The following is a 24501-nucleotide window of genomic DNA, read 5'->3' as shown; positions in this document are numbered from 1 at the left end:
TCAGGTGGGCGCTCGGTATACTCGGCCGCAATACTGCATATTTCCAAGGATTTCACCCATGAAACGCCTGATTTCCTCCCTCGCGGCGCTGGTCGCGGTTGCCTGCCTCGTTTCGGCCTGCGGTCAGAAAGGCCCCCTGTACCTGCCTGAAGACGGCAAGGACGGCAAGGGCCCGCGCAAATCGCACCAGCATGCCAAGCCTGTCCAGCCGCAACCGGTGCTGGTGCAGCCGCAAGAGCAGCCAGAAGAGTCGCCCGCGCAGTAAGGAAATCCCATGGACGCATTCAACTACCGCGGCGGCGAGCTGTTCGCGGAAGGGGTGGCCCTGACGGCGATCGCCGAACGCTTCGGCACGCCCACCTACGTGTACTCGCGCGCCCATATCGAGGCCCAGTACCGCAGCTATACCGACGCCTTGCACGGGGTCGAGCACCTGGTCTGCTTCGCGGTCAAGGCCAACTCCAACCTGGGCGTGCTGAACCTGCTGGCGCGCCTGGGCGCGGGCTTCGACATCGTCTCCGGCGGTGAGCTGGAGCGCGTCCTCGCCGCCGGCGGGCGCGCTGATCGCGTGGTGTTCTCCGGGGTCGGCAAGACCCGTGACGACATGCGCCGCGCCCTGGAAGTGGGCGTGCACTGCTTCAATGTCGAGTCCACCGACGAGCTCGAGCGCCTCCAGGTCGTTGCCGCCGAAATGGGCAAGACGGCACCGGTTTCGCTACGTGTGAACCCGGACGTCGACGCCGGCACCCATCCGTACATCTCCACCGGTCTCAAAGAGAACAAGTTCGGCATCGCCATCGCCGACGCCGAGGCGATCTACGTGCGTGCCGCGCAGCTGCCGAACCTGGACGTGGTCGGCGTCGACTGCCACATCGGCTCGCAGCTGACCACCGTCGAGCCCTTCCTCGACGCCCTCGACCGCCTGCTGGTACTGGTCGATCGCCTGGCCGAGTGCGGTATCCACCTGCGCCACCTGGACCTCGGCGGCGGTGTCGGCGTGCGCTACCGCGACGAACAGCCACCGCTGCTGGCCGACTACATCGCGGCCATTCGCGAACGCGTCGGCGAGCGCGACCTGGCCCTGGTGTTCGAGCCGGGCCGCTACATCGTCGCCAACGGCGGCGTGCTGCTGACCCGCGTGGAATACTTGAAGCACACCGAGCACAAGGACTTCGCCATCATCGACGCGGCCATGAACGACCTGATCCGTCCCGCCCTGTACCAGGCCTGGATGGACGTCAGCGCGGTCAAGCCCCGTGAAGGCGAAGGCCGGGTCTACGACCTGGTCGGCCCGATCTGCGAGACCGGCGACTTCCTGGGCAAGGACCGCGTACTGGACCTGGCCGAGGGCGACCTGCTGGCCGTCCGCTCCGCGGGCGCCTATGGTTTCGTCATGAGCTCCAACTACAACACCCGTGGCCGTTGCGCCGAAGTGCTGGTCGATGGCGACCAGGCCTTCGAAGTGCGTCGCCGCGAGACCGTCGCCGAATTGTTCGCCGGCGAAAGCCTGCTGCCGGAGTGAGCCCATGCTGCTGCGTTTCACCAAGATGCACGGGCTGGGCAACGACTTCATGGTCCTCGACCTGGTCAGCCAGCACGCGCACATCCAACCCAAGCACGCCAAGCAATGGGGCGACCGCAACACCGGCATCGGCTTCGACCAGCTGCTGATCGTCGAGGCGCCTAACAACCCGGATGTGGACTTCCGCTACCGGATCTTCAATGCCGACGGCTCCGAGGTCGAGCAGTGCGGCAACGGCGCGCGCTGCTTCGCCCGCTTCGTGCTGGACAAGCGCCTGACTGCCAAGAAGCGCATTCGCGTCGAGACCAAGGGCGGCATCATCGAGCTCGATGTGCGCAACGACGGCCAGATCTGCGTCGACATGGGGCCGCCACGCTTCGCCCCGGCCGAGATCCCGTTCATCGCCGACGAGCAGGCCAGCAGCTATGCGCTGGAAGTCGATGGCCAGGTGCACCAGATCGCCGCGGTGTCCATGGGCAACCCGCATTCGGTGCTGCGCGTCGACGACGTGCGCAGTGCGCCGGTCCATGAACTGGGCCCGAAGATCGAGCATCACCCGCGCTTCCCGCAGCGGGTCAACGCCGGCTTCATCCAGGTGGTCGACCGCCACCGCGCCAACCTGCGGGTATGGGAGCGTGGCGCCGGCGAGACCCAGGCCTGCGGCACCGGCGCCTGCGCCGCGGCCGTGGCGGCGATCAGCCAGGGCTGGATGGACTCGCCGGTGACCATCGACCTGCCGGGTGGACGCCTGAGCATCGAGTGGGCCGGCCCAGGCAAGCCGGTGCTGATGACCGGCCCCGCCGTCCGCGTGTTCGAAGGACAAGTTCGTCTCTAAGCGAGTATCCGCCATGACCGATCAGCCTAACGTTGCATCCCCGCAGGCCCGTGAGCTCGATGCCGAAGCGGTGGTCGCGTACCTGCGCGCCCACCCGACCTTCTTCGCCGAGCACGACGAACTGCTGCTCGAACAGCGCATCCCCCACCAGCGCGGCGACAGCGTGTCGCTGGTGGAGCGCCAGCTCAAGCTGCTGCGCGACCGCAACATCGAGATGCGCCATCGCCTGTCGCAGCTGATGGACGTGGCCCGCGACAACGACCGGCTGTTCGACAAGACCCGCCGGCTGATCCTCGACCTGCTCGACGCCGGCACCCTCGAAGAGGTGGTGATGGCGGTCGAGGACAGCCTGCGCCAGGAGTTCCAGGTGCCCTTCGTCAGCCTGATCCTGTTCGGCGAGAACGCCGCGCCCGTGGGCCGCTGGGTTTCCGGTGCCGAGGCGCAGCATGCCATCGGCGGGCTGATCGGCGGCGGCAAGACCATCAGCGGCAGCCTGCGCGAGCATGAACTGGCCTTCCTGTTCGGCGATGCCCAGCACAAGGAAGTCGGTTCCAGCGCCGTGGCCACCCTCGAGTACCAGGGCCTGCACGGCGTGCTGGCGATCGGCAGCCGCGACCCGCAGCACTACAAGAGCAGTGTCGGCACTCTGTTCCTCAGCTACATCGCCGAAGTGCTCGGCCGCGTGGTGCCGCGCTTCACCCAGACGCTGCGCTCGGTGCGCTGATGGAACGCCAGCTGGAGGCTTATTGCGCTCACCTGCGCAACGAGCGCCAGGTGTCCGAGCACACCCTGCTGGCCTACCGTCGCGACCTTGAGAAAGTCATCGAATTCTGCAACACCCAGGGTATCGCCGGCTGGGGCGCCCTGCAGGTCCAGCAACTGCGCCAGCTGGTCGCCCGCCAGCACCACCACGGCCAGTCCTCGCGCAGCCTGGCGCGCCTGCTTTCGGCGGTGCGCGGCCTGTACCGCTACCTCAACCGCGAAGGCCATTGCCAGCACGACCCGGCCAACGGCCTGGCGCCGCCCAAAGGTGAGCGGCGCCTGCCCAAGGTGCTGGACACCGACCGCGCCCTGCAACTGCTCGATGGCGGCGTCGACGATGAATTCATCGCCCGCCGCGACCAGGCGATCCTCGAACTGTTCTACTCGTCCGGCCTGCGCCTGTCGGAACTGACCGGGCTCGACCTCGAACACCTGGACCTGGCCGCCGGGCTGGTGCAGGTGCACGGCAAGGGCGGCAAGAGCCGCGTGCTGCCGGTCGGCCGCAAGGCCCGTGAGGCGCTGCAGGCGTGGCTCAAGCTGCGTGGCATTGCCGGCCCACGGGACGGCGCGGTGTTCCTCAGCCGCCAGGGCAAGCGCCTCGGCCCCCGCGCCATCCAGCTGCGGGTCAAGGCCGCCGGCGAGCGCGAGCTCGGCCAGCACCTGCACCCGCACATGCTTCGCCATTCCTTCGCCAGCCACCTGCTGGAGTCGTCCCAGGACCTGCGCGCGGTGCAGGAGATGCTCGGCCACGCCGACATCAGCACCACGCAGATCTACACCCACCTGGACTTCCAGCACCTGGCCGCGGTGTACGACAGCGCCCACCCTCGGGCCAAACGCAGCAAGGACACGGACTCATGAGCATCAAGCTGATCACCTTCGACCTGGACGACACCCTCTGGGACACCGCGCCGGTCATCGCCAGCGCCGAAGTCGTCCTGCGCGACTGGCTCGAAGCCAACGCGCCGATCCTCGGCGGCGTGCCGGTGGAGCACCTGTTCGCCATCCGCGAGCGCCTGGTGCAGGCCGAACCGGGCCTCAAGCACCGCATCAGCGCCCTGCGCCGGCGGGTGCTGTTCCACGCCCTGGAAGAAGTCGGCTACAGCGAGAAACACGCCCAGGAGCTGGCCAACGAGGGCTTCGAGGTGTTCCTGCATGCCCGGCACCAGGTGGAGGTGTTCCCCGAGGTACAGCCGGTGCTGGAGATCCTGCGCCACCACTACACCCTCGGCGTGGTCACCAATGGCAATGCCGACGTGCGCCGCCTGGGGCTGGCGGACTACTTCCGCTTCGCCCTGTGCGCCGAGGACCTGGGCATCGGCAAACCGGACCCGGCACCGTTCCTCGAAGCGCTGAAGCGCGGCGAGGTGGACGCCGGGGCGGCGGTGCACGTCGGCGACCACCCGGGCGACGACATCGCCGGCGCCCAGCGCGCCGGCTTGCGCGCGGTGTGGTTCAACCCACAGCACAAGCCCTGGAGTGGCGAGCAGGCGCCGGATGCGGAGATCCAGCGGCTGTCGCAGTTGCCCGACGTGCTGGCGCGCTGGCGCTGACCGGGCTTTGCACTCTGCAGCCAAATAGGTTGTTCGTGGGAGCGGGCTTGCCCCGCGATGGCGGTATCAGCGCCAAACCGCCATCGCGGGGCAAGCCCGCTCCCACGTTGGTCTGACTAACAGTCGCCCACAAAAAAGCCCGCAGCGACGGCGGGCTTTTTTGCGTTCAGCCACTCAGATAGGGCGGCTGCCGTACTTGTTGTCCGGCTTCTTGGGCGGATCGGCGACCACGTTGGCCTCCACTTCCTGCACCTTGCCACCGCGCGACAGGAATTCTTCCATCGCCTTGGCCAGCGCATCGCGCTCTTTCTGCTTGGCTTCCATGCTCGGCATCTCGTCTACCGAGACCGCCGCCTTGGACTTGCCCTTGGCCGCCGGAGCCGGGCTGCTGTCGTCGTCGCCGGCGTCTTCCGCGCCGTCGTCAGCAGCCGCTTCAAGGCCGTCATCAGCCTCGTCTTCGTCGCCTACCTCGAGGTCATCATTTTCCAGATCGTCGTCGCTCATGTTCTACCTCATGACTTGCGAAAAGCAGGTTAGTTATAGACCGGTGCAGCCGTAGACCGGCAGCCACCAGTGAAAATTCAACTGGCCGTGGATTGGCCACTGCCCTGGGTGTCCACCCCCTCATGGGGGGCCCGGCACCCTGCAGGCCCTGCTCCTGGCAAGGCCTGACAAAATTTTTGAGCCCTTGCTGGCCACAGGCTATTGGCAAGCCTAGCAAAGGGTAGCGAAGTGTGTGGACTACTCGTCCAGCTTCCTTCGGCGCGCATTCTAGCGCGCTCGCAGAAAAAGCAAAGCACCAGAAACACCCGATGGCTTGTAAGTTTTAACCCCGGGTCGCGATCAGCGCAGGGAAACCGTTTGCCCCAGGCCAAACGGCAAATTACAGGCAAAAAAATGCCCGGCGAACCGGGCAAGTTTTCCAGCATCGCGGTTACAGGTTGTAGCCGCGCTCGTTGTGTTGAGCCAGGTCGAGGCCGACCGACTCTTCTTCTTCGCTGACCCGCAGCCCCATCACCAGGTCGAGGACCTTGAGGATCACGTAGGTGACGATGGCGGTGTAGACCACGGTGAAGATCACGCCCTTGGCCTGGATCCAGAACTGCGCGGCGATGTCGGTGACCGCGCCGAAGCCGCCCAGGGCAGGCGCCGCGAACACGCCGGTGAGCAGGGCGCCGATGATGCCGCCGATGCCGTGCACGCCGAAGGCGTCCAGAGAGTCGTCGTAGCCCAGCTTGCGCTTGAGGCTGGTGGCACAGAAGTAGCAGACCACGCCGGACACCAAGCCGATCACCAGGGCGCCCATCGGGCCGACGGTGCCGGCGGCCGGGGTGATGGCGACCAGGCCGGCGACCACGCCCGAAGCAATGCCCAGGGCGCTTGGCTTGCCGTGGAAGATCCACTCGGCGAACATCCAGCCCAGGGCGGCGGCGGCGGTGGCGATCTGGGTCACCAGCATGGCCATGCCGGCGGTGCCGTTGGCCGCGGCAGCGGAACCTGCGTTGAAGCCGAACCAGCCGATCCACAGCATGGCCGCGCCCATCAGGGTGTAGCCCAGGTTGTGCGGGGCCATCGGCGTGGTCGGGTAGCCCTTGCGCTTGCCCAGCACCAGGCAGCAGACCAGGCCGGCGATACCGGCGTTGATGTGCACCACGGTGCCGCCGGCGAAGTCCAGCACGCCCCAGTCCCACATCAGCGCGCCGTCACCGCTCCAGACCATGTGCGCGATCGGCGCATAGACCAGGGTGAACCACACGCCCATGAAGATCAGCATCGCCGAGAACTTCATGCGTTCGGCGAACGCACCGACGATCAGCGCCGGGGTGATGATGGCGAAGGTCATCTGGAAGGTGATGAACACCGCCTCGGGGAACAGCGCGGCGGCCGAGGTCAGGCCCGACGGCGTAACGCCGTTGAGGAAGGCCTTGGAGAAGCCACCGATGAAGGAATTGAAGTTGAGCACGCCCTTTTCCATACCGGCGGTATCGAAAGCCAGGCTGTAGCCGTAGATGACCCACAGGATGCTGATCAACCCGGTGATGGCGAAACACTGCATCATCACCGACAGCACGTTCTTCGAGCGCACCATGCCGCCGTAGAACAGGGCCAGGCCCGGGATGGTCATGAACAGGACCAGTGCCGTCGAGGTGAGCATCCAGGCGGTGTCGCCGGAGTTCAGCACGGGGGCGGCAGTTTCCTCGGCCAGGGCCAGCCCTGGCATTACGAGGGACAATAGGGCTCCTAGCCCTGCGATCTTGCGCAGAGTCATGTTGTTTTCTCCTGGGGCGTTGGGTTTGGTGAGGCTTGGTTTGGCGCTTAGATCGCGTCGGTATCGGTCTCGCCGGTACGGATGCGGATCGCCTGCTCCAGATTGACCACGAAGATCTTGCCGTCGCCGATCTTGCCGGTGTTGGCCGCCTTGGTGATGGCTTCGATCACCCGATCGAGGTCCTTGTCGTCGATGGCGACATCGATCTTCACCTTGGGCAGGAAATCGACCACATATTCAGCGCCGCGATACAGCTCGGTGTGACCCTTCTGCCGGCCGAAGCCTTTGACTTCGGTCACGGTGATGCCCTGCACGCCGATTTCCGACAGCGACTCGCGCACGTCGTCCAGCTTGAACGGCTTGATGATGGCAGTGACTAGCTTCATGAAACTCTCTCCCGATTTGGTGGACTTGCCCCAGGAAAACAAACCCGTCTCAAGTCTAAGCGCAGCGCCTGGCTTTGTAACGCGTCGTCGGCTCCATCCTCCCCGCCGACGCACGATCCGGCTGTGACGAAGAACCTTCCGGCTCCGCCTGCGCACTGCCTGGTCACAAGGGACTGCATCAGTGCATGGCTCAGTCAGGTCTTTGCAGAAACCTTGCCAGTTGGCGCAATTCACGGGAAAACAGGTAGTTGCGTGAACCGGCAGGGATTGGCCAATCGCCAGCAGGGAAAAAGCGCACAAAATCGGTGCGCGACCTTTGGCCGCCCTGCGCGAAAAGCGTGCAACGCAAGTGGCCCGGAGCCCCGTGCTACACTGCTGCCCTTTCAGTGATCAGCGGATACCAGACATGCTCGCGCCCAAAGCCTTCCTCGATGCCCTGAGCGACCAGGCCTCGCGCCTGTTCAGCGGTGACACCGCCGCGCCCCGCGCCGAACTGGAAAGCCAGTTCAAGGTGCTGATGCAGGGTGCCTTCAGCAAGCTCGACCTGGTCAGCCGCGAGGAGTTCGACAGCCAGATGGTGGTGCTGGCCCGCACCCGCGCCCGCCTCGAAGCCCTCGAGCGGCAGTTCGCCGAGCTGGAAGCAAGGATCGCCCCGCCTACTCAGGAATAAGCCATGCAGCCGTCCAGCGATTACCCGGTATTGCTGTTCTCCTACGGCACCTTGCAGGACAAGGCCGTGCAACTGGCCAACTTCGGCCGTGAACTGACCGGCCAGGCCGACCGCATGCCGGGCTATCGCCGGGACTGGGTGCAGATCACCGACCCGCAAGTGCTGGCCACCAGCGGCAAGAGCCACCACCCCATCGTCTCCCCCAGCGAGCGGGCCGAAGACAGCGTCGCCGGCATGGTCTTCCAGATCAGCGAACAAGAGCTGGCCGCCGCCGACCGCTACGAAGTGTCGGACTACAAGCGTATCGCCGTCGGCCTCGCCTCGGGGCTGACCGCCTGGGTTTACGTACGCGCCTGAATGCCTCGTGCGTGGTGATTGATCACACGGAGTGCTTCCCCATGAAAGTCAGTGCGCGCAATGTCTTCGAAGGTACCGGCACCGAGGTGTATGCCATCGTCACTCGCGAAGCGGTGCAGGAGCTCGGCCTGAAGCCGGGCGTGAAGGCCACCGCGCTGATCAAGGCCTCGCACGTCATCCTGGGCGCCAAACCCTGAAAACCGATGATGCGTTGCACAGAGCGCCGAGTTGATAGCATGACCAGCGTGGGAGCGGGCTTGCCCCGCGATTGCACTTGAGCACCACGCTGGATTAATTCACCTTGCAGCAGATGAAACATATTTAAGTTACGCCTTCCCGGTTGACTTCCCCGCTATGCTTTGCATAAAGTTCACCCGCCCCGAAAAGCGGGCCTTTATTTCAACTCACGAAGAATTCAATGGACACAGTATCTAGTCGCTGTCTGGCGGCCTTTGGCCGCCAGGCACTTGAACCGGAACTCCGGGCCCGCCCCTAGGTCGGGCAAGCCGCGCCAGAGCCTGTTGCTCCGCCGTAGCTTGCCGCCCCGGGTGCCCGCCCGGTCGGAGGCAAGCTCATGAACCTCGATATCGCCATCCCACGCCTGCGCGCCTGTGCGCACAAGGCCCCGCACCGTCCTGTCCTCGGCTGGGGCCTGTCCTCGTCCCTGGAACCGCCCAGTCGATAGCGCGCCCGTTACTGCCTGCAGTGACGCGCGCGAGGCTGTCCGTTCGCTGAACCGACGCCATATAAATCGTCAGAAACTTCCGAATTTTAAATAATTAAAGTTCGTTGGAGTTCTATTGCCCGCTATTTAGCAAAGGAATTAACCGACCATGGAAACAGCCAGTCGAAAGTTCGCTGCCGATCTAATTTCCGGCATTCGCCAGCGAACACGTAAACGTCGGAAAAACCACGTTTTTCATTGTTTGAATCATTGCGACACGGGACACGTTCACTCACCTTCCCCACCGTGAGTCGACTGTGTGTCGTGCCGCCTCCTGCGGCAGGAGCACAGCCAAATGACCGTAAAAGACCGCAACACCCGCAGCAAAGCAGGCGAAGATACCCGCCTCTCCATGCGCGCCGCCCGCGAGGCACGCAACGGCTTGGCCGTGACCCTGGCCAACCTCGACGCCAGCGAGCTGGGCCTGACCGAGCACGAAGCCGCCAAGCGCCTGCAGCGCGACGGCGCCAACCAGGTTGCCCACGACAAGCCGCAACCGGCCCTCGTGCAACTGCTCAAGGCCCTGCACAACCCCTTCATCTACGTGCTGCTCACCCTCGCCGGCATCAGCTTCGTCACCGACTACTGGCTGCCGGTACGCGCAGGCGACCTGGAAGAAGCGGACCTGACCAAGGTCATCATCATCATGACCATGGTCAGCCTCAGCAGCCTGCTGCGCTTCTGGCAGGAGTACCGCTCGGGCAAGGCCGCCGATGCGCTCAAGGCCATGGTCCGTACCACCGCCACCGTGCTGCGCCGCGAGCGCCATGACCAGCCGGCGCGCCTGCGCGAAGTGCCGATGAACGAACTGGTGGCCGGCGATATCGTGCAACTGGCCGCTGGCGACATGATCCCCGCCGATATCCGCCTGATCGAGTCCCGCGACCTGTTCATCAGCCAGGCGGTGCTGACCGGCGAAGCGCTGCCGGTGGAGAAGTACGACACCCTCGGCCATGTCGCGCAGAAGTCCGCCGCCGACAGCGCCAACGATGAAAGCGGCCTGCTGGATCTGCCCAACATCGGCTTCATGGGCACCAACGTGGTCAGCGGCCGCGCCCGCGCCGTGGTGGTGGCCACCGGCAAGCGCACCTACTTCGGTTCGCTGGCCAAGGCCATCGTCGGCTCGCGCAGCCAGACCGCCTTCGACCGTGGCGTGAACAGCGTCAGCCGCCTGTTGATCCGCTTCATGCTGGTGATGGTGCCGGTGGTGTTCATGCTCAACGGCGTGGTCAAGGGCGACTGGAGCGACGCCTTCCTGTTCGCCCTGGCCGTGGCCGTGGGCCTGACCCCGGAAATGCTGCCGATGATCGTCAGCGCCAACCTGGCCAAGGGCGCCGTGGCCATGGCCCGGCGCAAGGTGGTGGTCAAACGCCTCAACGCCATCCAGAACTTCGGTTCGATGGACGTGCTGTGCACCGACAAGACCGGCACCCTGACCCAGGACCGTATCATCCTCGAGCACCACGTCGACCCCAGCGGCCACAAGGACCCGCGCCTGCTGGAACTGGCCTGGCTCAACAGCCACCACCAGAGCGGCGTGAAGAACCTGATGGACCAGGCCGTGCTGCGCTTTGCCGGCGAAGACCAGCGCTTCCAGCCTCCCTACGCCTACGCCAAGGTCGACGAGCTGCCCTTCGACTTCGTCCGCCGGCGCCTGTCGGTGATCGTCAAGGATGCCCTGGGCGATCACCTGCTGGTGAGCAAGGGCGCCGTCGAGGAAATGCTGGCCATCGCCACCCATGTGGAAGAAGGCGGCCAGCGGGTCGCCCTGGACGCCGGGCGACGCCAGCAGCTGCTGGCCACCGCCAGCGCCTACAACCAGGAAGGCTTTCGCGTGCTGCTGGTCGGCACCCGCGACATTCCGGCCGCCGCCGGCAAGCCCCAATACCACACCGATGACGAGCGCGAGCTGGTGATCCGCGGCTTCCTGACCTTCCTCGACCCGCCCAAGGAAACCGCCGGCCCGGCCATCGCCGCCCTGCGCGAGATGGGGGTGAAGGTCAAGGTGCTGACCGGCGACAACCCGGTGGTCACCTGCAAGGTCTGCCGCGAAGTGGGGCTGGAACCCGGCCAGCCGCTGCTCGGCCAGGACATCGAGCGCCTGGACGACACCCAGCTCAAGGCGCTGGTCGAGGAGCGCACGGTGTTCGCCAAGCTCACCCCGTTGCAGAAGTCGCGGGTGCTCAAGGCGCTGCAGGCCAACGGCCACACCGTGGGCTTCCTCGGCGACGGCATCAACGACGCCCCGGCGCTGCGCGATGCCGACGTGGGCATCTCGGTGGACAGCGGCACCGACATCGCCAAGGAGTCGGCCGACATCATCCTCCTGGAAAAGAGCCTGATGGTGCTGGAAGAAGGCGTGCTCAAGGGCCGCGAAACCTTCGGCAACATCATGAAGTACCTGTGCATGACCGCCAGCTCCAACTTCGGCAACGTGTTCTCGGTGCTGGTGGCCAGCGCGTTCATCCCGTTCATGCCGATGCTGGCGATCCACCTGCTGCTGCAGAACCTGATGTACGACTTCTCCCAGCTGTCGCTGCCGTGGGATCGCATGGACAAGGAATTCCTGCGCGAGCCGCGCAAGTGGGATGCCCGCAACATCGGCCGTTTCATGCTGTGGATCGGCCCCACTTCGTCGATCTTCGACATCACCACCTTCGCCCTGATGTGGTACGTGTTCGCCGCCAACAGCGTGGAAATGCAGGCGCTGTTCCAGTCCGGCTGGTTCATCGAGGGGCTGCTGTCGCAAACGCTGGTGGTGCACATGCTGCGCACCCGCAAGGTGCCGTTCTTCCAGAGCACCGCGGCGCTGCCGGTGATCCTGGCCACAGGCCTGGTGATGTGCCTGGGCATCTACATCCCGTTCTCGCCGCTGGGGGCGATGGTCGGGCTGGTGCCGCTGCCTTGGGAATACTTCCCGTGGCTGGCCGCCACCCTGCTGGGCTACTGCCTGGTGGCCCAGGGCATGAAGACCCTGTACATCCGCCGCTTCGGCCAGTGGTTCTGAGGGGGTGGGCATGCGCGTACTGATCTGCGCAGGGCGCAACTACGCCGACAGCCAACGCTGCCGCCAGGCGCTGGACGCCCTCCAGCGCCAGCAACCGATCCGGGTGCTGATCCACGGCGGCAGCCAGCACCTGGGTGGCGAGATCGAAGGCTGGGCCCGCGAACAGGGCGCCGACATCGTGCGCTACCCGCCCAACTGGCAGCTGCACGGCAAGCTGGCCGAGCGCCTGCGCAACGTCTTCATGCTGCGTGACAGCCGGCCCGACCTGGTGCTGGCGCTGCCGGGCGGCGACGACACCGAGGAGCTGCTGGCACGGGCGCGGGGTTCGGGGATTCCGGTGATCTGCGGCAGGCAGCCTCGGGCGGCAGGCGTCCACAGTCTTGGGGACTAGGCTGACCCACACAACTACCTGTTCGAGTAGGTCCTGGGTTCAAATACCCAGTTCCTTGAACAACGCCTCGGCGTTGTCATGCGTCTGCACGGTACGCTCACGGTCCTGGGCTTCCATTACCTGAAGGGCTCTATCATTCAACGACAAGGCCTTCACTTCGAACGGCAGCGCCTTGGTCTGTACGACCTGGACCAGCATCATGCGGATGGCCTGGGAAACGGTGATGCCCATTTCCTCCAGGATTCTTGTCGCGTTGGTCTTAAGTTCGCTATCGATGCGCGTGCGAACGACTTCGGTGTGGGCCATGAAATTCCTCCTTAAAACCATCGCATTCAAGGTCTTTGGGCGCGAGGCTATTGACCGAGTGAGGGCCTCCAGGTGTCCGCCGAATGCCTTGCAGCGCCTATGAGATCGAGCGCCGCCCGCGCGGCGCGTCGCGACGCAAGGCCGCTCCTACATTTGTTGCAACGTGCCGAACCTGTCAGGCCATGGTTGCCCGCCTTGGTGCATGTCTTGAGACAGGTGGAGCGTCAGTGGTGCCCATGCTGAAACCGCGTCGAGCAAACAAGGCGGACCAGGTGATGGCCCAGGAGGGATTGGCCCGAAACAAATGTAGGAGCGGCCTTGCGTCGCGATGCGCCGCGCGGGCGGCGCTCGATCTGATAGGCGCTGCAACTCTAACGTAGAACACTTGAAAGCCCTGCCTACTAAAGCACTTTGTAGCTACGTTGTAACCACATTCTAGACCTTAGCCTCGCCCTGTCCAGATACAACAGTCAGAAAGCCGGGCTGACCCGGAAAAACCTCGACGCACTCTTCTCGTCCACCCGCCCAGGAGCACCACTAAGCTTTGCCAGGCCGCAGGATGCGGCCATCACCTGCAAACACGGAGTGCCCATGTCCCTCGCCCTCGTCCACAGCCGCGCCCAAGTGGGCGTGCAGGCCCCCGCTGTCAGCGTCGAAACCCACCTGGCCAACGGCCTGCCCACGCTTACCCTGGTCGGCCTGCCGGAAACCACGGTCAAGGAGAGCAAGGACCGGGTACGCAGCGCCATCGTCAACTCCGGCCTGGACTACCCGGCCCGACGCATCACCCAGAGCCTCGCCCCCGCCGACCTGCCCAAGGACGGAGGCCGCTACGACCTGGCCATCGCCCTGGGCATCCTCGCCGCCAATGGCCAGGTGCCGGTAGCCACCCTCGACGATATCGAATGCCTGGGTGAGCTGGCCCTGTCGGGCGCCTTGCGCCCGGTACAGGGCGTGCTGCCTGCGGCATTGGCGGCCCGGGATGCGGGCCGAGCGTTGGTGGTGCCGCGGGAGAATGCCGAGGAGGCCAGCCTGGCCAGCGGCCTGGTGGTGTATGCGATGGGGCACCTGCGCGAGCTGGTGGCCCACCTGAACGGCCAGCCAGCGCTGTCTCCCTACGCGGCCAATGGCCTGCTGCTGGAACAGCGCCCCTATCCGGATCTCAGCGACGTCCAGGGCCAGATCGCGGCCAAGCGCGCCCTGCTGGTAGCCGCGGCCGGGGCGCATAACCTGTTGTTCACCGGCCCGCCGGGAACCGGCAAAACCTTGCTTGCCAGTCGTCTTCCCGGGCTGCTGCCGCCGCTGGACGAGCGTGAAGCGCTGGAGGTGGCGGCGATCCGCTCGGTCAGTGGCCATGCACCGCTCGACAGCTGGCCGCAGAGACCCTTTCGTCACCCCCATCATTCCGCATCCGGCCCGGCATTGGTGGGCGGTGGCAGCCGGCCGCAACCCGGTGAGATCACCCTGGCGCACCACGGCGTGCTGTTTCTCGACGAGCTACCCGAGTTCGAACGGCGCGTGCTGGAGGTGCTGCGCGAGCCGCTGGAGTCCGGCGAGATCGTGGTGGCCCGGGCCAAGGACCGGGTGCGTTTTCCGGCGCGCTTCCAGCTGGTGGCGGCCATGAACCCCTGCCCCTGCGGCTACCTGGGCGACCCCACCGGCCGCTGCCGGTGCAGCAGCGAGCAGGTCCAGCGCTACCGCAACAAGCTGTCCGGCCCGCTGCTCGACCGCATCGACCTGCACCTGACGGTGGCTCGGGAAAGTACCGTGCTGACCCACCAGCCCAGTGGCGAGACCAGCGCCAGCGTTGGCCAGAGAGTGGCCGAGGCACGGGCGCTGCAGCAGCGTCGGCAGGGCTGCGCCAACGCCTTCCTCGACCTCAAGGGGCTGCGCCGGCATTGCCCGCTGGAACCGGTTGACCAGGCCTGGCTGGAGCAGGCCTGCGAACGGCTGACGCTGTCGTTGCGGGCGGCGCACCGGCTACTGAAGGTAGCCCGCACGCTGGCGGACCTGGAGGGCGCGCAATCCATCGCCAGGGCGCACCTGGCGGAAGCATTGCAGTACCGACCCAGCGCCTGAGGCTGCCCGTCCGCTCCCACAGAAGCTTGCCAAGACGCACTCAATCAGCGCCATAGCGGAAATATATTTTGCGCGCTAAATATTTGCGCGCAATATTCATCTCAAGCAGCAAGCAGTCGCCAACCCCACTCAGCAAAACCCGGAGAACGATCATGACCCTTCGCAAAGCCTTCGCCCTCACCGTCACCACCCTGGCCCTCGGCACCAGCGCCGGCAGCTTCGCCAGCGAAGCCACCCCGTACCGCTACGGCATGGAACTGGACATCGCCAAGGTCATCAGCATCGATGCACCCTCCAGCGCCCAGGGCCAGGCCAGCACCGCCACCCTGACCTACCGCGACAGCAGCGGCCAGCTGCGCGCCGTGAGCTACGTGCAACCCACCGTCCTCGCCAACCAGAACTGAGCCACGGCTCGAACCCTAAAGGAGCTAGAACATGAAACTGTCCCATACCCTGACCGCCGGCCTGCTGGCCCTCGCCGTGAACAGCGCCTTCGCCGCTGGCAGCCCTGGCGTCGAGCACACCACCCAGGGCTTCCTCGAGGCCCTGGCCGCTGGTGGCGGCAAGCCGCTTGAAACCCTCGCGCCCAAGGATGCCCGTGCGGTGCTGAGCGGTGCCCAGGCCGGGGTGAAGGTCGACCTGTCGGGGATCCGCGTCGAACGCCGGACCATCCAGGCCGATGGCCAGCCGCTGGAGATCCGCGTTGTGCGGCCCGAAGGCGCCAAGGGTGAACTGCCAGTGTTCATGTTCTTCCACGGCGGCGGCTGGGTGCTGGGCGACTACCCCACCCACGAACGCCTGATCCGTGACCTGGTGGTGGGCTCCGGTGCTGCGGCGGTCTACGTCGACTACACGCCATCGCCGGAAGCCAGGTTCCCCACCGCGATCAACCAGGCCTATGCCGCCACCCGCTGGGTCGCCGAACACGGCAAGGAGATCGGCGTGGACGGCAGCCGCCTGGCGGTGGCCGGCAACAGCGTCGGCGGCAACATGGCCGCGGTGGTGGCACTGAAGGCCAAGGAGGCCGGCACGCCCAAGCTGCGCTTCCAGGCCCTGCTGTGGCCGGTGACCGACGCCAACTTCAACAACGCGTCGTATAACCAGTTCGCCGAAGGCCACTTCCTGACCCGCAACATGATGCAGTGGTTCTGGAACAACTACACCACCGACCCGCGCCAGCGCGACGATATCCACGCCTCGCCGCTGCGCGCCAGCCTCGAGCAGCTGAAAGGCCTGCCGCCGGCCCTGGTGCAGACCGCCGAGATGGACGTGCTGCGCGACGAAGGCGAAGCCTATGCCCGCAAGCTGGACGCCGCCGGGGTACCGGTGACCGCCGTGCGCTACAACGGCCTGATCCATGACTACGGCCTGCTCAACGTGCTGAGCAGCGTGCCCAGTGTGCGCAGTGCCATGGACCAGGCGGCACAGGCCTTGAAAACCCATCTGCAGTAAGTGGCCGATCACCATCGCGGGGCAAGCCCGCTCCCACGAAGGTTTTATACCTTGCGTGGGAGCGGGCTTGCCCCGCGATGGGCCCAACAAAGGTCCCACTTTCAGAACGCTGCTTCCTGTAACCCCGGGATTGTCCTGTTTCCCATCTCACCCGAAAATGCCCGCCTCTTTCATCGATGACATAAGCTGTTGCATCAAACGCTGCCGCACGCAGTTCAAGGAGTCCGAGCAATGCCACACGAAGGCAGCCTTCTACAAACCGCCGTCATCTTCCTCCTCGCCGCCGTGGTCGCCGTGCCCCTGGCCAAGCGCCTGCAACTGGGCGCCGTGCTCGGCTACCTGCTGGCCGGCGTGGCCATCGGCCCGCAGGCCCTGGGGCTGATCCGCGACACCGAGAGCGTCGCGCACATCTCCGAGCTGGGCGTTGTCCTGCTGCTGTTCATCATTGGCCTGGAGCTGTCGCCCCGGCGCCTGTGGCTGATGCGCAAGTCGGTGTTCGGCGTCGGCACCGCGCAGGTGGTCCTGACCGGCGCGGCGCTCGGCGCCATCGCCCTGTTCGGCTTCAGCCAAAGCCTGCCGGCGGCCATCGTGCTCGGCCTGGGCCTGGCGCTGTCGTCCACCGCCCTGGGCCTGCAGAGCCTGGCCGAGAGCAAGCAGCTCAACGCGCCCCACGGCCGCCTGGCCTTCGCCATCCTGCTGTTCCAGGACATCGCCGCGATCCCGCTGATCGCCCTGGTGCCGCTGCTGGCCGCCAGCGGCCCGGACACCAGCCAAGGCGACAGCTTCGAGCATGGCCTGAAGGTATTCGCCAGCATTGCCATCGTCATCGTCGGCGGCCGCTACCTGCTGCGCCCGCTGTTTCGCACCGTTGCCCGCACCGGCCTGCCGGAGGTGTCCACCGCCACCGCGTTGCTGGTGGTGATCGGCACTGCCTGGCTGATGGAGGAGGCCGGTATTTCCATGGCCCTGGGCGCCTTCCTCGCCGGCCTGTTGCTGGCCGACTCCGAATACCGCCACGAACTGGAAGCGCAGATCGAACCGTTCAAGGGCCTGCTTCTTGGGCTGTTCTTCATCAGCGTCGGCATGGGCGCCAACCTGCGTCTGCTGCTGGAGATGCCGCTGGTGCTGCTGGGCATGACCGTGCTGTTGATCGCGGTGAAACTGGTGCTGCTGATCGGCGTCGGCCGCATCGCCGGGGGCCTCAACAGCGCCAGCGCCCTGCGCCTGGGCATGGTGCTGGCCGCCGGAGGCGAATTTGCCTTCGTGGTGTTCAAGCTGGGCAAGGACCAGAGCCTGTTCGACACCCTGACCTACGACCTGCTGCTGATGACCATCACCCTGTCGATGGCCCTCACCCCGCTGCTGATGATTGGCTGCGCCCGCGCCCTCAAGCGTCCGCAACCCGCCCGGGAAGTGCCCGAGCAGTACACGCAGATCGACGCCGGCACGCCACGGGTGGTGATCGTCGGCATGGGCCGCATGGGTCAGATCGTGGCGCGCATCCTGCGGGCGCAGAAGATCCCCTTCGTCGCCCTGGAAACCTCGGTGGACACCATCGAGATGACCCGCATGTTCGAGCAGGTGCCGGTGTTCTACGGCGATCCGTCGCGCACCGAGGTGTTGCATGCGGCCAAGGTCGCCGAAGCCGAGTACGTGATCATCACCATCGACGACCCCGAGGCCGCGACCCGCACCGCGGAGCGGGTCAAGCGCCTGTACCCGCACCTGAAGGTCATCGCCCGGGCGCGCAACCGCCAGCATGTGCACAAGCTGGTGGACGTGGGCGCCGAGCCGATTCGCGAGACTTACCATTCCAGTCTGGAGATGAGCCGCCGGGCGCTGGTCGGGCTGGGGCTGACGGAAGCGCAGGCGGCGGATCGCATCGCCCGCTTCACCGAGCATGACGAGCAGGTGCTGGAGGCCCAGGGGCATGTGCGCGACGACCGGGCCAAGGTGATGCAGACGGCCAAGGAGGCGCGGGTGGAGCTGGAGCGGTTGTTTGCGTCGGATGAGGATTGACGCTCAGACGAACGCCAGCCGCTCGATGGGTGGATGCTCGCGGTGCGCGGCCTGCCACAGGTCGTAAGCCGCCTGCTCGGCCAGATACTGCCGAGCACTGCCAAGACCGGCCAGTTCGAGGCGATAGGCCAGGTCGGCTGAAATGGCTGCATGGCCGTTGAGCACTGTGGATAACTGACCACGTGAATAGCCAAGGTGGCGGGCCAGGGAGGAGACGTTCATGCCGATGGCGGGCAGGACGTCTTCGCGCAGGGCTTCGCCGGGGTGGGGTGGGTTGTGCATAGTTGTCACTTCGTCTTGAAATCTTGGGGCTGCTACGCAGCCCTTTCGCGACACAAGGCCGCTCCCACAGCGATCGCGCCAGATCGAGGGGCATGAGCAAGACAGTTGCTCCCACAGGAGGTCGCGATCCCTGTGGGAGCGGCCTTGTGTCGCGAAAGGGCCGCAAAGCGGCCCCCAGTTCAAACGGCAGATCGAGGTCTCACCCTACGCTGATGATCCAGCCACCAACGGGGTTCCTACGCCAGTTCTCGCCACTGGATAGCAACTGGTTTCGCGCTCGCCTGAAACCATACAACAGCGGCAGTGCAGATCAATCGAGAAGCTTCCGACAAACTCGAATGAACGTGTTCAAAAAACGCTCGAATCTGCTGAACTCAGCCAAGTCCTACGTGTTCTGAAAACCTTTCCTACTGGGCAGCCTGCAGCCCAAGAAATACCCTACAAAGTCTGTCGATCCCCTTCTGATTGTCCGGGGAAATCATGCCCTCTAGGCTGACCGGGTCGCTGTCGGTTCAGCGATCGGACGTGGAAATCCGGTTAGGGTTATTGCCTTCAATGGCAGTTGTGCGCGGGAGGCCTTCTGGCCTGCCGGGTTGACCTCTAACCGGTTTCCACCCCGCGTACGACGATCGTGTCCCGGGAAGTGGTGTAACTCATCATGGCCTTGACCACTGAGTTTGCCGTTTAGTTGATCACGGCCGACAGCTTGGCCTGTGGATTATCGCTGACTGCCTCGAAGGCCTCCAACTGCATATACCGCCGTTGCAGGCACCACTCGTCGTTCTGCTCCAGCAGCATCGCGCCTACCAGCCGTGTGATTGCAGGGTCGTTGGGAAAGATGCCCACGACGTCGGTGCGACGTTTGATTTCAGCGTTGAGCCGTTCCAGTGGATTGGTGCTGTGCAACTGCTGACGGTGCGCTTTTGGAAACGCCATGTGCGCCAGCACTTCATCCTCGCAGCCGTCCATGAGCGTCGCGATCTTGGGGTACTTTTCGCGCAACTGATCGGCGACCAGGCGCCACTGCTGATGACATTCGGCACGGCTGTCCTGGGCGAAAACCGTGCGCAGAAGCGCTGCCACCATGGTGCGCTGACCCTTGCCGACATGGGCCATGGCGTTACGCATGAAATGCACGCGGCAGCGCTGCCAGGTCGCGTTGAAGACCTTGGAGACAGCCGCCTTGAGCCCCTCGTGGGCATCGGAGATGACCAACTTCACTCCACGTAAGCCACGCCGCATCAGGCTTCGCAGGAAGTCCGTCCAGAACGGCTCGGCTTCTGATGGGCCAACACGCATGCCCAGGACTTCACGGCCACCATCGGTGTTCACGGCCACAGCGATTATTACGGCGACCGAGACGATGCGCCCGGCCTCCCGCACTTTGACGTAGGTGGCATCTATCCAGAGATAGGGCCAGTCGCCTTCAAGCGGTCGGTCAAGGAAGGCGTGAACGCGCTCATCGATCTCACCAGCCAGCCGTGACACTTGGCTTTTGGAGATGCCGGTCATGCCCATGGCCTTGACCAGCTCGTCCACCGAACGCGTTGAAACGCCCTGAATGTAAGCTTCTTGGATCACCGCTGCCATGGCCTTCTCGGCGGTACGTCGAGGCTCGAGAAAGCCAGGAAAGTAGCTGCCCTGGCGCAGCTTCGGGATCTTCAGGTCAACGTCACCGGCGCGGGTTTGCCAGAGGCGATCACGGTAGCCATTGCGGCTGTTTGTCCGGTCTGGGCTTTTGACATCGAAGCCGGCGCCGCACAGGCCTTCGACATCGAACTCCATCATGCGCTGGGCAACGAACTGGATCATTTGCTTGAGCAGATCAGCGTCTGCCCCTTTCTCAACCAACTCGGTCAATGCGATAGTGGGCTTGGTCATCGTGGTTTCTCTGGTGAAGGTTAAGTCCGCAAACTCAACGTTAGCCAAGAACCACGATGACCATCCTCTTTCGCCCGCAGGGCGCCTTCGGCTGGTTCAGTTACACCACTTCCTGGGACACGATCCACATGACTGCTCTTCGCAGCACGATTGGCCGAAATGATGGCTATGGCAATGAAATCTATGATGAGGCGATTTTTGAACTGACGGCCCGCAAGCCCAAGGCGGAGCTCTATTCCATCGTGCCTAAAGGCGATAGAAACAAGCCCAAAAATAATGGCCGCTTAAGCGGCCAAAGGGTAAGGATGCACTCGCCCGGATAACTTGAAACTCAACCGGCGCACCAGCACAACCTCAGGGAGAAAGGCTACGCCTCAGAGCCGGCACGGTCAAGCGAGGCCCTACCCCCCGCGTGTCGCTCCCACAGGGATTCTCTGCACCCTCAGGACTTTCTGATTTTTCCTCCCAAGGCTGCCCATCTCGCATTCAGAGAAATATCCTACGCAGTCTGTCGACTGCCATTACCTTCTCAGTGGGAACGCTTGCCTCTAGGCTCCAAACCGTCGCCGAATAACTTGGCGATCGGGTGTGGTAGCCCGGGTATTCGATTCCCCATGTCAGTCCATGGCGGCTGTGCGTGGGAGGCTTTCGAGCCTGCCTGGTTTGGGAATCGCCCGGGTCTACCACCTCGCGTACAGTCGCCACCCAATTCGCGTGGTAGCGGGGCCGGTGGTTTTTTAAGGAGCGAATTCCCATGACTAGAAAGCTTGTTCCCGATCCACCACTCCCAAATACCACAACCCACCCCTTCGGCCGCTGCGACGCCGGCCACCCTCCACTCTTCACTGTAAACCCCAACATCGAAGCCCACGACGCCCTGGTACACGTCGCGCTCTACCTGCGCTGTGCCTATGACACCGGCATCAAGGCCCTCGACCACCTACGCGATGAGGGACGAGGCATGTATTGGTCGAGCCTGCATTCGCTGGAAATGGCGGAGGGGTTGGTGGAGGCGATGCTCGATGGCATCGAGTCGGCGCCAGCGGCGAAGAAGCCCACCGGCTGAACTGACGCAATCGCGGGGCAAGCACGCTCCCACGCCGATCTCTGGTCATGGCATGGGAGAGGACTTGCCCCGCGATGAAATAGAAACTGGGAAATACCCTACGTGTCACACCGATCCAATCACGTTCCCGCTGAAGGTTTGGGCCGGTAATCTCCCTTTGCTTTGCGCAGCACTCCATCCCGAGTGATGAAGACGCCGACGGCGGGTCGTTGAGATTTGTACACAGCTTTGTACAATGTTCGCTCAGCTCTCCTTTGTAATCCGGGAAGGATTGGACAAATGCATGTACTGACTTTTAGCCAAGCTCGCGCCGACCTGAAGCAAACGATGGATGACGTATGCCGCGACCACGAGCCGGCGATCATCACGCGCCAACGTGGCGAGCCGGTGGTCATGCTGTCCCTGGAGGATTACAACGGCATGCAGGAGACCCTTTACTTGCTAGGGTCTTCTGCCAACGCAAGGCGCTTGCGTTCATCAGTCGAGCAGCTGCGGTCGGGTCAGCCAGTTACTCAAGAGCTGATCATCGATGAACATGAAGTCAAAGCAACGCAACAAGACTGAGGCTCGGAATTCCGTGAGCGTTGCGTTCACTGCCGAGGGATGGGAAGACTATCACCACTGGCGGGAAGCTGATTCGGCGATCTTCGAGACGGTCAATGTGCTGATCCGCGAGTGCTGCCGTACACCCTTCAAAGGGACTGGTAAACCTGAGCCGCTCAAGGGCGATCTTTCCGGGTTCTGGTCTCGTCGCATCACCCGAGAGCACCGTCTGGTCTACTTCTATGAAGGTGGCCAGTTGACTGTACTTCAATGTCGGTTCCACTACGACTGAGAAATCGCATCGCTGGGCAAGCCCACTCCCACGCGGGTCTCTGATATGGCGTGGGAGCGGGCTTGCCCCGCGATAGAGCCATCAAGGCAGAAGCACAGTCGAGCCAACGGTCCGCCGGGCCGACAACTCCGCCTGCGCCTTGGCCGCCTCACTCAACGGATACCGCTGCTGGATATCCACAACCAGCTTGCCGCTGGCGATCATCGCGAACAGATCATCGGCCATGGCCTGGGTGTTCTCGGCATTGTTGGCGTAGCTCCCCAGCGTCGGCCGGGTGACATACAACGACCCCTTCTGCGACAGGATCCCCAAGTTGACCCCGGTTACCGCGCCGGAGGCATTGCCGAAGCTCACCATCAACCCTCGCGGCCTCAGGCAATCCAGCGAGGTCAACCAGGTATCCGCCCCCACGCCGTCATACACCACCGCGCACTTTTGACCGTCTGTCAGCTCCAGCACGCGCTTGGCCACGTCTTCATGGCTGTAGTCGATGGTCGCCCAGGCACCGAGGGCCTTGGCCCGTTCGGCTTTCTCAGCAGAGCTGACGGTACCGATCAGCTTCGCGCCCAGGGCCTTGGCCCACTGGCACGCCAGCGAGCCCACACCACCGGCGGCGGCATGGAACAGCACGAAGTCCCCCGGCTGCAGGGCATAGGTCTGCTTGAGCAAATACTGCGTGGTCAGCCCCTTGAGCATCACCGCCGCCGCCTGTTCGAAGCTGATCGCCTCCGGCAGCTTCACCAGGTTGGCCTCCGGCAGCGTATGCACCTCGCTGTAGGCCCCCAGCGGCCCACCGGCATAGGCCACGCGGTCGCCGACCTTGATCCGGCTGACGCCCTCGCCCACCGCCTCGACCACACCGGCCGCTTCGGTACCCAGCCCGGAAGGCAGTGCAGGCGGCGCATACAGCCCGCTGCGGAAATAGGTGTCGATGAAATTCAAGCCGATTGCATGGTTACGCACCCGCACGTGCTGCGGGCCGGGCGGTGCCGGGTCGAACTCCACCAGCTGCAGGACTTCCGGGCCGCCATGCTGGCTGAACTGGATACGCTTGGCCATCACACACTCCTGTCGTCGAGGGTCGCAAAGGCCTTCTATCGGACGCCTTTGCTTGACCGCCGTCAACTGCGACGCGGCGTCGGCCGGTGGTATGCTACGCGGCGAATTTTCCCGCTCCTTCCAGGTGACCCGATGACCAGCCGCACCGAGGCCGTAAAAGCCTACCTGCTCGACCTGCAAGACCGCATCTGCTCTGCCCTCGAAACCGAAGACGGCGGCGCCCGCTTCGTCGAGGATGCCTGGGTGCGCGATGCCGGTGGCGGCGGTCGCACGCGGGTGATCGGCGAGGGCAAGGTGATCGAGAAAGGCGGGGTGAACTTCTCCCACGTGTTCGGCGCCGGCCTGCCGCCGTCGGCCAGTGCCCACCGCCCGGAGCTGGCGGGCCGTGGCTTCGAGGCCCTGGGCGTGTCGCTGGTGATCCACCCGCACAACCCGCACGTACCGACTTCCCACGCCAACGTGCGCTTTTTCATCGCCGAGAAGGAAGGTGAAGAGGCGGTATGGTGGTTCGGCGGCGGCTTCGACCTGACCCCGTACTACGGCTTTGATGAAGACTGCGTGCACTGGCACCGCGTCGCCGAGCAGGCCTGCGCGCCTTTCGGCGCCGACGTCTACCCGCGCTACAAGGCCTGGTGCGACCGCTACTTCCACCTCAAGCACCGCGGCGAGCCGCGCGGCATCGGCGGCCTGTTCTTCGACGATCTGAACGAGTGGGACTTCGACACCTGCTTCGCCTTCATGCGCGCCATCGGCGACGCCTACGTCGATGCCTACCTGCCGATCATCCAGCGCCGTAAGGACACGCCGTACACTGCCAAGCAGCGTGAATTCCAGGAATACCGCCGTGGCCGCTACGTCGAGTTCAACCTGGTCTACGACCGTGGCACGCTGTTCGGTTTGCAGTCGGGCGGTCGTACCGAGTCGATCCTGATGTCGCTGCCGCCGCAGGTGCGTTGGGGCTACGATTGGAAAGCCGAGCCGGGCAGCGAAGAAGCGCGCCTGACCGAATACTTCCTGCAGGACCGCGACTGGCTCGCCCAGTAAGC

General features: G+C 64.6%; 26 protein-coding genes and 1 pseudogene. 20 read left to right on the top strand and 7 right to left on the bottom strand.

The genetic code is table 11. The features are described from left to right. The first annotated feature begins 58 nt into the window (after window positions 1-58). From lptM to K2O50_RS00715, 6 genes are read left to right on the top strand one after another with little or no spacing between them, the layout of a single operon-like run. Complete coding sequence (lptM, locus tag K2O50_RS00740; RefSeq protein WP_050703271.1) at window positions 59-265, top strand: LPS translocon maturation chaperone LptM; 207 nt, start codon at window positions 59-61, stop codon at window positions 263-265. Window positions 266-274: 9 nt separating this feature from the next. Beyond that, entirely contained in the window at window positions 275-1522 is a 1248-nt protein-coding gene (gene lysA / locus K2O50_RS00735) for a diaminopimelate decarboxylase (protein WP_050703270.1), read from the top strand. A 4-nt stretch (window positions 1523-1526) separates the two neighbouring features. Further along, a complete protein-coding gene (gene dapF, locus K2O50_RS00730; protein ID WP_050703269.1) occupies window positions 1527-2357 on the top strand; it encodes a diaminopimelate epimerase in 831 nt (276 codons plus the stop codon). A 13-nt stretch (window positions 2358-2370) separates the two neighbouring features. Next, window positions 2371-3081: a DUF484 family protein gene (locus K2O50_RS00725; protein WP_050703268.1), complete on the top strand. Its 711-nt coding sequence runs from the start codon at window positions 2371-2373 to the stop codon at window positions 3079-3081. Continuing rightward, a complete protein-coding gene (gene xerC / locus K2O50_RS00720; RefSeq protein ID WP_050703267.1) occupies window positions 3081-3980 on the top strand; it encodes a tyrosine recombinase XerC in 900 nt (299 codons plus the stop codon). Before K2O50_RS00725 ends, xerC begins: the two co-directional genes overlap by 1 nt. Beyond that, window positions 3977-4672, top strand: a complete 696-nt coding sequence (locus tag K2O50_RS00715; protein ID WP_046853674.1) for an HAD family hydrolase — start codon at window positions 3977-3979, stop codon at window positions 4670-4672. The genes xerC and K2O50_RS00715 overlap by 4 nt, the downstream gene beginning before the upstream one ends. Window positions 4673-4846: 174 nt before the next feature. On the opposite strand, the gene sutA is transcribed toward K2O50_RS00715, so the two are convergent. The 3 genes from sutA to glnK form a co-directional block, all read right to left on the bottom strand. Further along, window positions 4847-5176, bottom strand: coding sequence for a transcriptional regulator SutA (sutA, locus tag K2O50_RS00710; protein WP_023632536.1), 330 nt, complete (start codon window positions 5174-5176; stop codon window positions 4847-4849). 430 nt (window positions 5177-5606) lie between these two features. Further along, window positions 5607-6941 (bottom strand): ammonium transporter, encoded by a 1335-nt coding sequence (locus K2O50_RS00705; RefSeq protein WP_050703266.1) that lies wholly within the window; start codon window positions 6939-6941, stop codon window positions 5607-5609. A 47-nt stretch (window positions 6942-6988) separates the two neighbouring features. Next, window positions 6989-7327 (bottom strand): P-II family nitrogen regulator, encoded by a 339-nt coding sequence (gene glnK, locus K2O50_RS00700; protein ID WP_002555808.1) that lies wholly within the window; start codon window positions 7325-7327, stop codon window positions 6989-6991. 406 nt (window positions 7328-7733) lie between these two features. Between glnK and K2O50_RS00695 the strand changes: the two genes are divergently transcribed. The 5 genes and pseudogenes from K2O50_RS00695 to K2O50_RS00675 all read left to right on the top strand — a co-directional run bounded on the left by K2O50_RS00695 (window position 7734) and on the right by K2O50_RS00675 (window position 12476). Beyond that, on the top strand, window positions 7734-7997 hold the full coding sequence (locus K2O50_RS00695; protein WP_050703265.1) for an accessory factor UbiK family protein: 264 nt from the start codon (window positions 7734-7736) through the stop codon (window positions 7995-7997). Between the two features lie 3 nt (window positions 7998-8000). Beyond that, the gene (locus tag K2O50_RS00690) at window positions 8001-8354 is read left to right on the top strand and encodes a gamma-glutamylcyclotransferase family protein (RefSeq protein WP_050703264.1); all 354 of its coding nucleotides are present in this window, start codon (window positions 8001-8003) and stop codon (window positions 8352-8354) included. Between the two features lie 26 nt (window positions 8355-8380). Further along, window positions 8381-8551, top strand: a pseudogene (locus tag K2O50_RS00685) (molybdopterin-binding protein); the annotation flags it as partial. A gap of 822 nt (window positions 8552-9373) precedes the next feature. Beyond that, window positions 9374-12085, top strand: coding sequence for a magnesium-translocating P-type ATPase (gene mgtA, locus K2O50_RS00680; protein WP_050703263.1), 2712 nt, complete (start codon window positions 9374-9376; stop codon window positions 12083-12085). Window positions 12086-12095: 10 nt separating this feature from the next. Continuing rightward, the gene (locus K2O50_RS00675; protein WP_050703262.1) at window positions 12096-12476 is read left to right on the top strand and encodes a DUF2493 domain-containing protein; all 381 of its coding nucleotides are present in this window, start codon (window positions 12096-12098) and stop codon (window positions 12474-12476) included. Window positions 12477-12515: 39 nt separating this feature from the next. On the opposite strand, the gene K2O50_RS00670 is transcribed toward K2O50_RS00675, so the two are convergent. Further along, a complete protein-coding gene (locus tag K2O50_RS00670) occupies window positions 12516-12782 on the bottom strand; it encodes a type II toxin-antitoxin system RelB/DinJ family antitoxin (protein WP_050703261.1) in 267 nt (88 codons plus the stop codon). Window positions 12783-13373: 591 nt separating this feature from the next. Here K2O50_RS00670 and K2O50_RS00665 point away from each other — a divergent pair. The 4 genes from K2O50_RS00665 to K2O50_RS00650 all read left to right on the top strand — a co-directional run bounded on the left by K2O50_RS00665 (window position 13374) and on the right by K2O50_RS00650 (window position 18332). Then, a complete protein-coding gene (locus K2O50_RS00665) occupies window positions 13374-14861 on the top strand; it encodes a YifB family Mg chelatase-like AAA ATPase (protein WP_220689960.1) in 1488 nt (495 codons plus the stop codon). Window positions 14862-15013: 152 nt separating this feature from the next. Further along, window positions 15014-15265: a DUF2790 domain-containing protein gene (locus tag K2O50_RS00660; RefSeq protein WP_050703246.1), complete on the top strand. Its 252-nt coding sequence runs from the start codon at window positions 15014-15016 to the stop codon at window positions 15263-15265. A gap of 31 nt (window positions 15266-15296) precedes the next feature. Beyond that, window positions 15297-16313: an alpha/beta hydrolase gene (locus K2O50_RS00655; protein ID WP_050703245.1), complete on the top strand. Its 1017-nt coding sequence runs from the start codon at window positions 15297-15299 to the stop codon at window positions 16311-16313. A gap of 231 nt (window positions 16314-16544) precedes the next feature. Then, window positions 16545-18332: a monovalent cation:proton antiporter-2 (CPA2) family protein gene (locus K2O50_RS00650; RefSeq protein WP_050703244.1), complete on the top strand. Its 1788-nt coding sequence runs from the start codon at window positions 16545-16547 to the stop codon at window positions 18330-18332. A 3-nt stretch (window positions 18333-18335) separates the two neighbouring features. Here K2O50_RS00650 and K2O50_RS00645 read toward each other — a convergent pair whose 3' ends face one another. Continuing rightward, window positions 18336-18614, bottom strand: coding sequence for a HigA family addiction module antitoxin (locus K2O50_RS00645; RefSeq protein ID WP_050703243.1), 279 nt, complete (start codon window positions 18612-18614; stop codon window positions 18336-18338). A 684-nt stretch (window positions 18615-19298) separates the two neighbouring features. After that, on the bottom strand, window positions 19299-20495 hold the full coding sequence (locus K2O50_RS00640) for an IS256 family transposase (protein WP_016391483.1): 1197 nt from the start codon (window positions 20493-20495) through the stop codon (window positions 19299-19301). A 56-nt stretch (window positions 20496-20551) separates the two neighbouring features. On the opposite strand from K2O50_RS00640, the gene K2O50_RS00635 reads away from it, so the two are divergent. The 4 genes from K2O50_RS00635 (at window position 20552) to K2O50_RS00620 (ending at window position 22396) form a co-directional block, all read left to right on the top strand. Next, window positions 20552-20818 (top strand): hypothetical protein, encoded by a 267-nt coding sequence (locus tag K2O50_RS00635; protein ID WP_256205946.1) that lies wholly within the window; start codon window positions 20552-20554, stop codon window positions 20816-20818. 431 nt (window positions 20819-21249) lie between these two features. Further along, window positions 21250-21561: a hypothetical protein gene (locus K2O50_RS00630; protein ID WP_050703158.1), complete on the top strand. Its 312-nt coding sequence runs from the start codon at window positions 21250-21252 to the stop codon at window positions 21559-21561. A gap of 279 nt (window positions 21562-21840) precedes the next feature. Next, a complete protein-coding gene (locus K2O50_RS00625) occupies window positions 21841-22125 on the top strand; it encodes a type II toxin-antitoxin system Phd/YefM family antitoxin (RefSeq protein ID WP_046853585.1) in 285 nt (94 codons plus the stop codon). Further along, complete coding sequence (locus tag K2O50_RS00620; protein WP_082337593.1) at window positions 22091-22396, top strand: Txe/YoeB family addiction module toxin; 306 nt, start codon at window positions 22091-22093, stop codon at window positions 22394-22396. The genes K2O50_RS00625 and K2O50_RS00620 overlap by 35 nt, the downstream gene beginning before the upstream one ends. 81 nt (window positions 22397-22477) lie before the next feature. Here the strand turns inward: K2O50_RS00620 and K2O50_RS00615 are convergent, their stop codons facing one another. Then, a complete protein-coding gene (locus K2O50_RS00615) occupies window positions 22478-23455 on the bottom strand; it encodes an NADPH:quinone reductase (protein WP_050703159.1) in 978 nt (325 codons plus the stop codon). A 132-nt stretch (window positions 23456-23587) separates the two neighbouring features. On the opposite strand from K2O50_RS00615, the gene hemF reads away from it, so the two are divergent. Further along, complete coding sequence (hemF, locus tag K2O50_RS00610; protein WP_050703160.1) at window positions 23588-24499, top strand: oxygen-dependent coproporphyrinogen oxidase; 912 nt, start codon at window positions 23588-23590, stop codon at window positions 24497-24499. Window positions 24500-24501 lie beyond the last annotated feature (2 nt).

The organism is Pseudomonas sp. 2hn (assembly GCF_019646095.1).
Lineage (GTDB): Bacteria > Pseudomonadota > Gammaproteobacteria > Pseudomonadales > Pseudomonadaceae > Aquipseudomonas > Aquipseudomonas peradeniyensis.
This window is presented reverse-complemented; position numbering and strand designations above follow the sequence as displayed.

What these genes read in the sequence shown, in the direction of transcription:
- K2O50_RS00695 (WP_050703265.1), top strand. Translation starts at nt 7,734, where the DNA reads ATGCTCGCGCCCAAAGCCTTCCTCGATGCCCTGAGCGACCAGGCCTCG.
- K2O50_RS00630 (WP_050703158.1), top strand. Translation starts at nt 21,250, where the DNA reads ATGACTAGAAAGCTTGTTCCCGATCCACCACTCCCAAATACCACAACC.
- glnK (WP_002555808.1), bottom strand. Translation starts at nt 7,327, where the DNA reads ATGAAGCTAGTCACTGCCATCATCAAGCCGTTCAAGCTGGACGACGTG.
- dapF (WP_050703269.1), top strand. Translation starts at nt 1,527, where the DNA reads ATGCTGCTGCGTTTCACCAAGATGCACGGGCTGGGCAACGACTTCATG.
- lysA (WP_050703270.1), top strand. Translation starts at nt 275, where the DNA reads ATGGACGCATTCAACTACCGCGGCGGCGAGCTGTTCGCGGAAGGGGTG.
- K2O50_RS00725 (WP_050703268.1), top strand. Translation starts at nt 2,371, where the DNA reads ATGACCGATCAGCCTAACGTTGCATCCCCGCAGGCCCGTGAGCTCGAT.
- hemF (WP_050703160.1), top strand. Translation starts at nt 23,588, where the DNA reads ATGACCAGCCGCACCGAGGCCGTAAAAGCCTACCTGCTCGACCTGCAA.
- K2O50_RS00715 (WP_046853674.1), top strand. Translation starts at nt 3,977, where the DNA reads ATGAGCATCAAGCTGATCACCTTCGACCTGGACGACACCCTCTGGGAC.
- lptM (WP_050703271.1), top strand. Translation starts at nt 59, where the DNA reads ATGAAACGCCTGATTTCCTCCCTCGCGGCGCTGGTCGCGGTTGCCTGC.
- K2O50_RS00665 (WP_220689960.1), top strand. Translation starts at nt 13,374, where the DNA reads ATGTCCCTCGCCCTCGTCCACAGCCGCGCCCAAGTGGGCGTGCAGGCC.
- K2O50_RS00620 (WP_082337593.1), top strand. Translation starts at nt 22,091, where the DNA reads ATGAACATGAAGTCAAAGCAACGCAACAAGACTGAGGCTCGGAATTCC.
- xerC (WP_050703267.1), top strand. Translation starts at nt 3,081, where the DNA reads ATGGAACGCCAGCTGGAGGCTTATTGCGCTCACCTGCGCAACGAGCGC.
- K2O50_RS00635 (WP_256205946.1), top strand. Translation starts at nt 20,552, where the DNA reads ATGACCATCCTCTTTCGCCCGCAGGGCGCCTTCGGCTGGTTCAGTTAC.
- sutA (WP_023632536.1), bottom strand. Translation starts at nt 5,176, where the DNA reads ATGAGCGACGACGATCTGGAAAATGATGACCTCGAGGTAGGCGACGAA.
- K2O50_RS00675 (WP_050703262.1), top strand. Translation starts at nt 12,096, where the DNA reads ATGCGCGTACTGATCTGCGCAGGGCGCAACTACGCCGACAGCCAACGC.
- K2O50_RS00660 (WP_050703246.1), top strand. Translation starts at nt 15,014, where the DNA reads ATGACCCTTCGCAAAGCCTTCGCCCTCACCGTCACCACCCTGGCCCTC.
- K2O50_RS00690 (WP_050703264.1), top strand. Translation starts at nt 8,001, where the DNA reads ATGCAGCCGTCCAGCGATTACCCGGTATTGCTGTTCTCCTACGGCACC.
- K2O50_RS00625 (WP_046853585.1), top strand. Translation starts at nt 21,841, where the DNA reads ATGCATGTACTGACTTTTAGCCAAGCTCGCGCCGACCTGAAGCAAACG.
- K2O50_RS00615 (WP_050703159.1), bottom strand. Translation starts at nt 23,455, where the DNA reads ATGGCCAAGCGTATCCAGTTCAGCCAGCATGGCGGCCCGGAAGTCCTG.
- K2O50_RS00640 (WP_016391483.1), bottom strand. Translation starts at nt 20,495, where the DNA reads ATGACCAAGCCCACTATCGCATTGACCGAGTTGGTTGAGAAAGGGGCA.
- K2O50_RS00655 (WP_050703245.1), top strand. Translation starts at nt 15,297, where the DNA reads ATGAAACTGTCCCATACCCTGACCGCCGGCCTGCTGGCCCTCGCCGTG.
- mgtA (WP_050703263.1), top strand. Translation starts at nt 9,374, where the DNA reads ATGACCGTAAAAGACCGCAACACCCGCAGCAAAGCAGGCGAAGATACC.
- K2O50_RS00670 (WP_050703261.1), bottom strand. Translation starts at nt 12,782, where the DNA reads ATGGCCCACACCGAAGTCGTTCGCACGCGCATCGATAGCGAACTTAAG.
- K2O50_RS00645 (WP_050703243.1), bottom strand. Translation starts at nt 18,614, where the DNA reads ATGCACAACCCACCCCACCCCGGCGAAGCCCTGCGCGAAGACGTCCTG.
- K2O50_RS00705 (WP_050703266.1), bottom strand. Translation starts at nt 6,941, where the DNA reads ATGACTCTGCGCAAGATCGCAGGGCTAGGAGCCCTATTGTCCCTCGTA.
- K2O50_RS00650 (WP_050703244.1), top strand. Translation starts at nt 16,545, where the DNA reads ATGCCACACGAAGGCAGCCTTCTACAAACCGCCGTCATCTTCCTCCTC.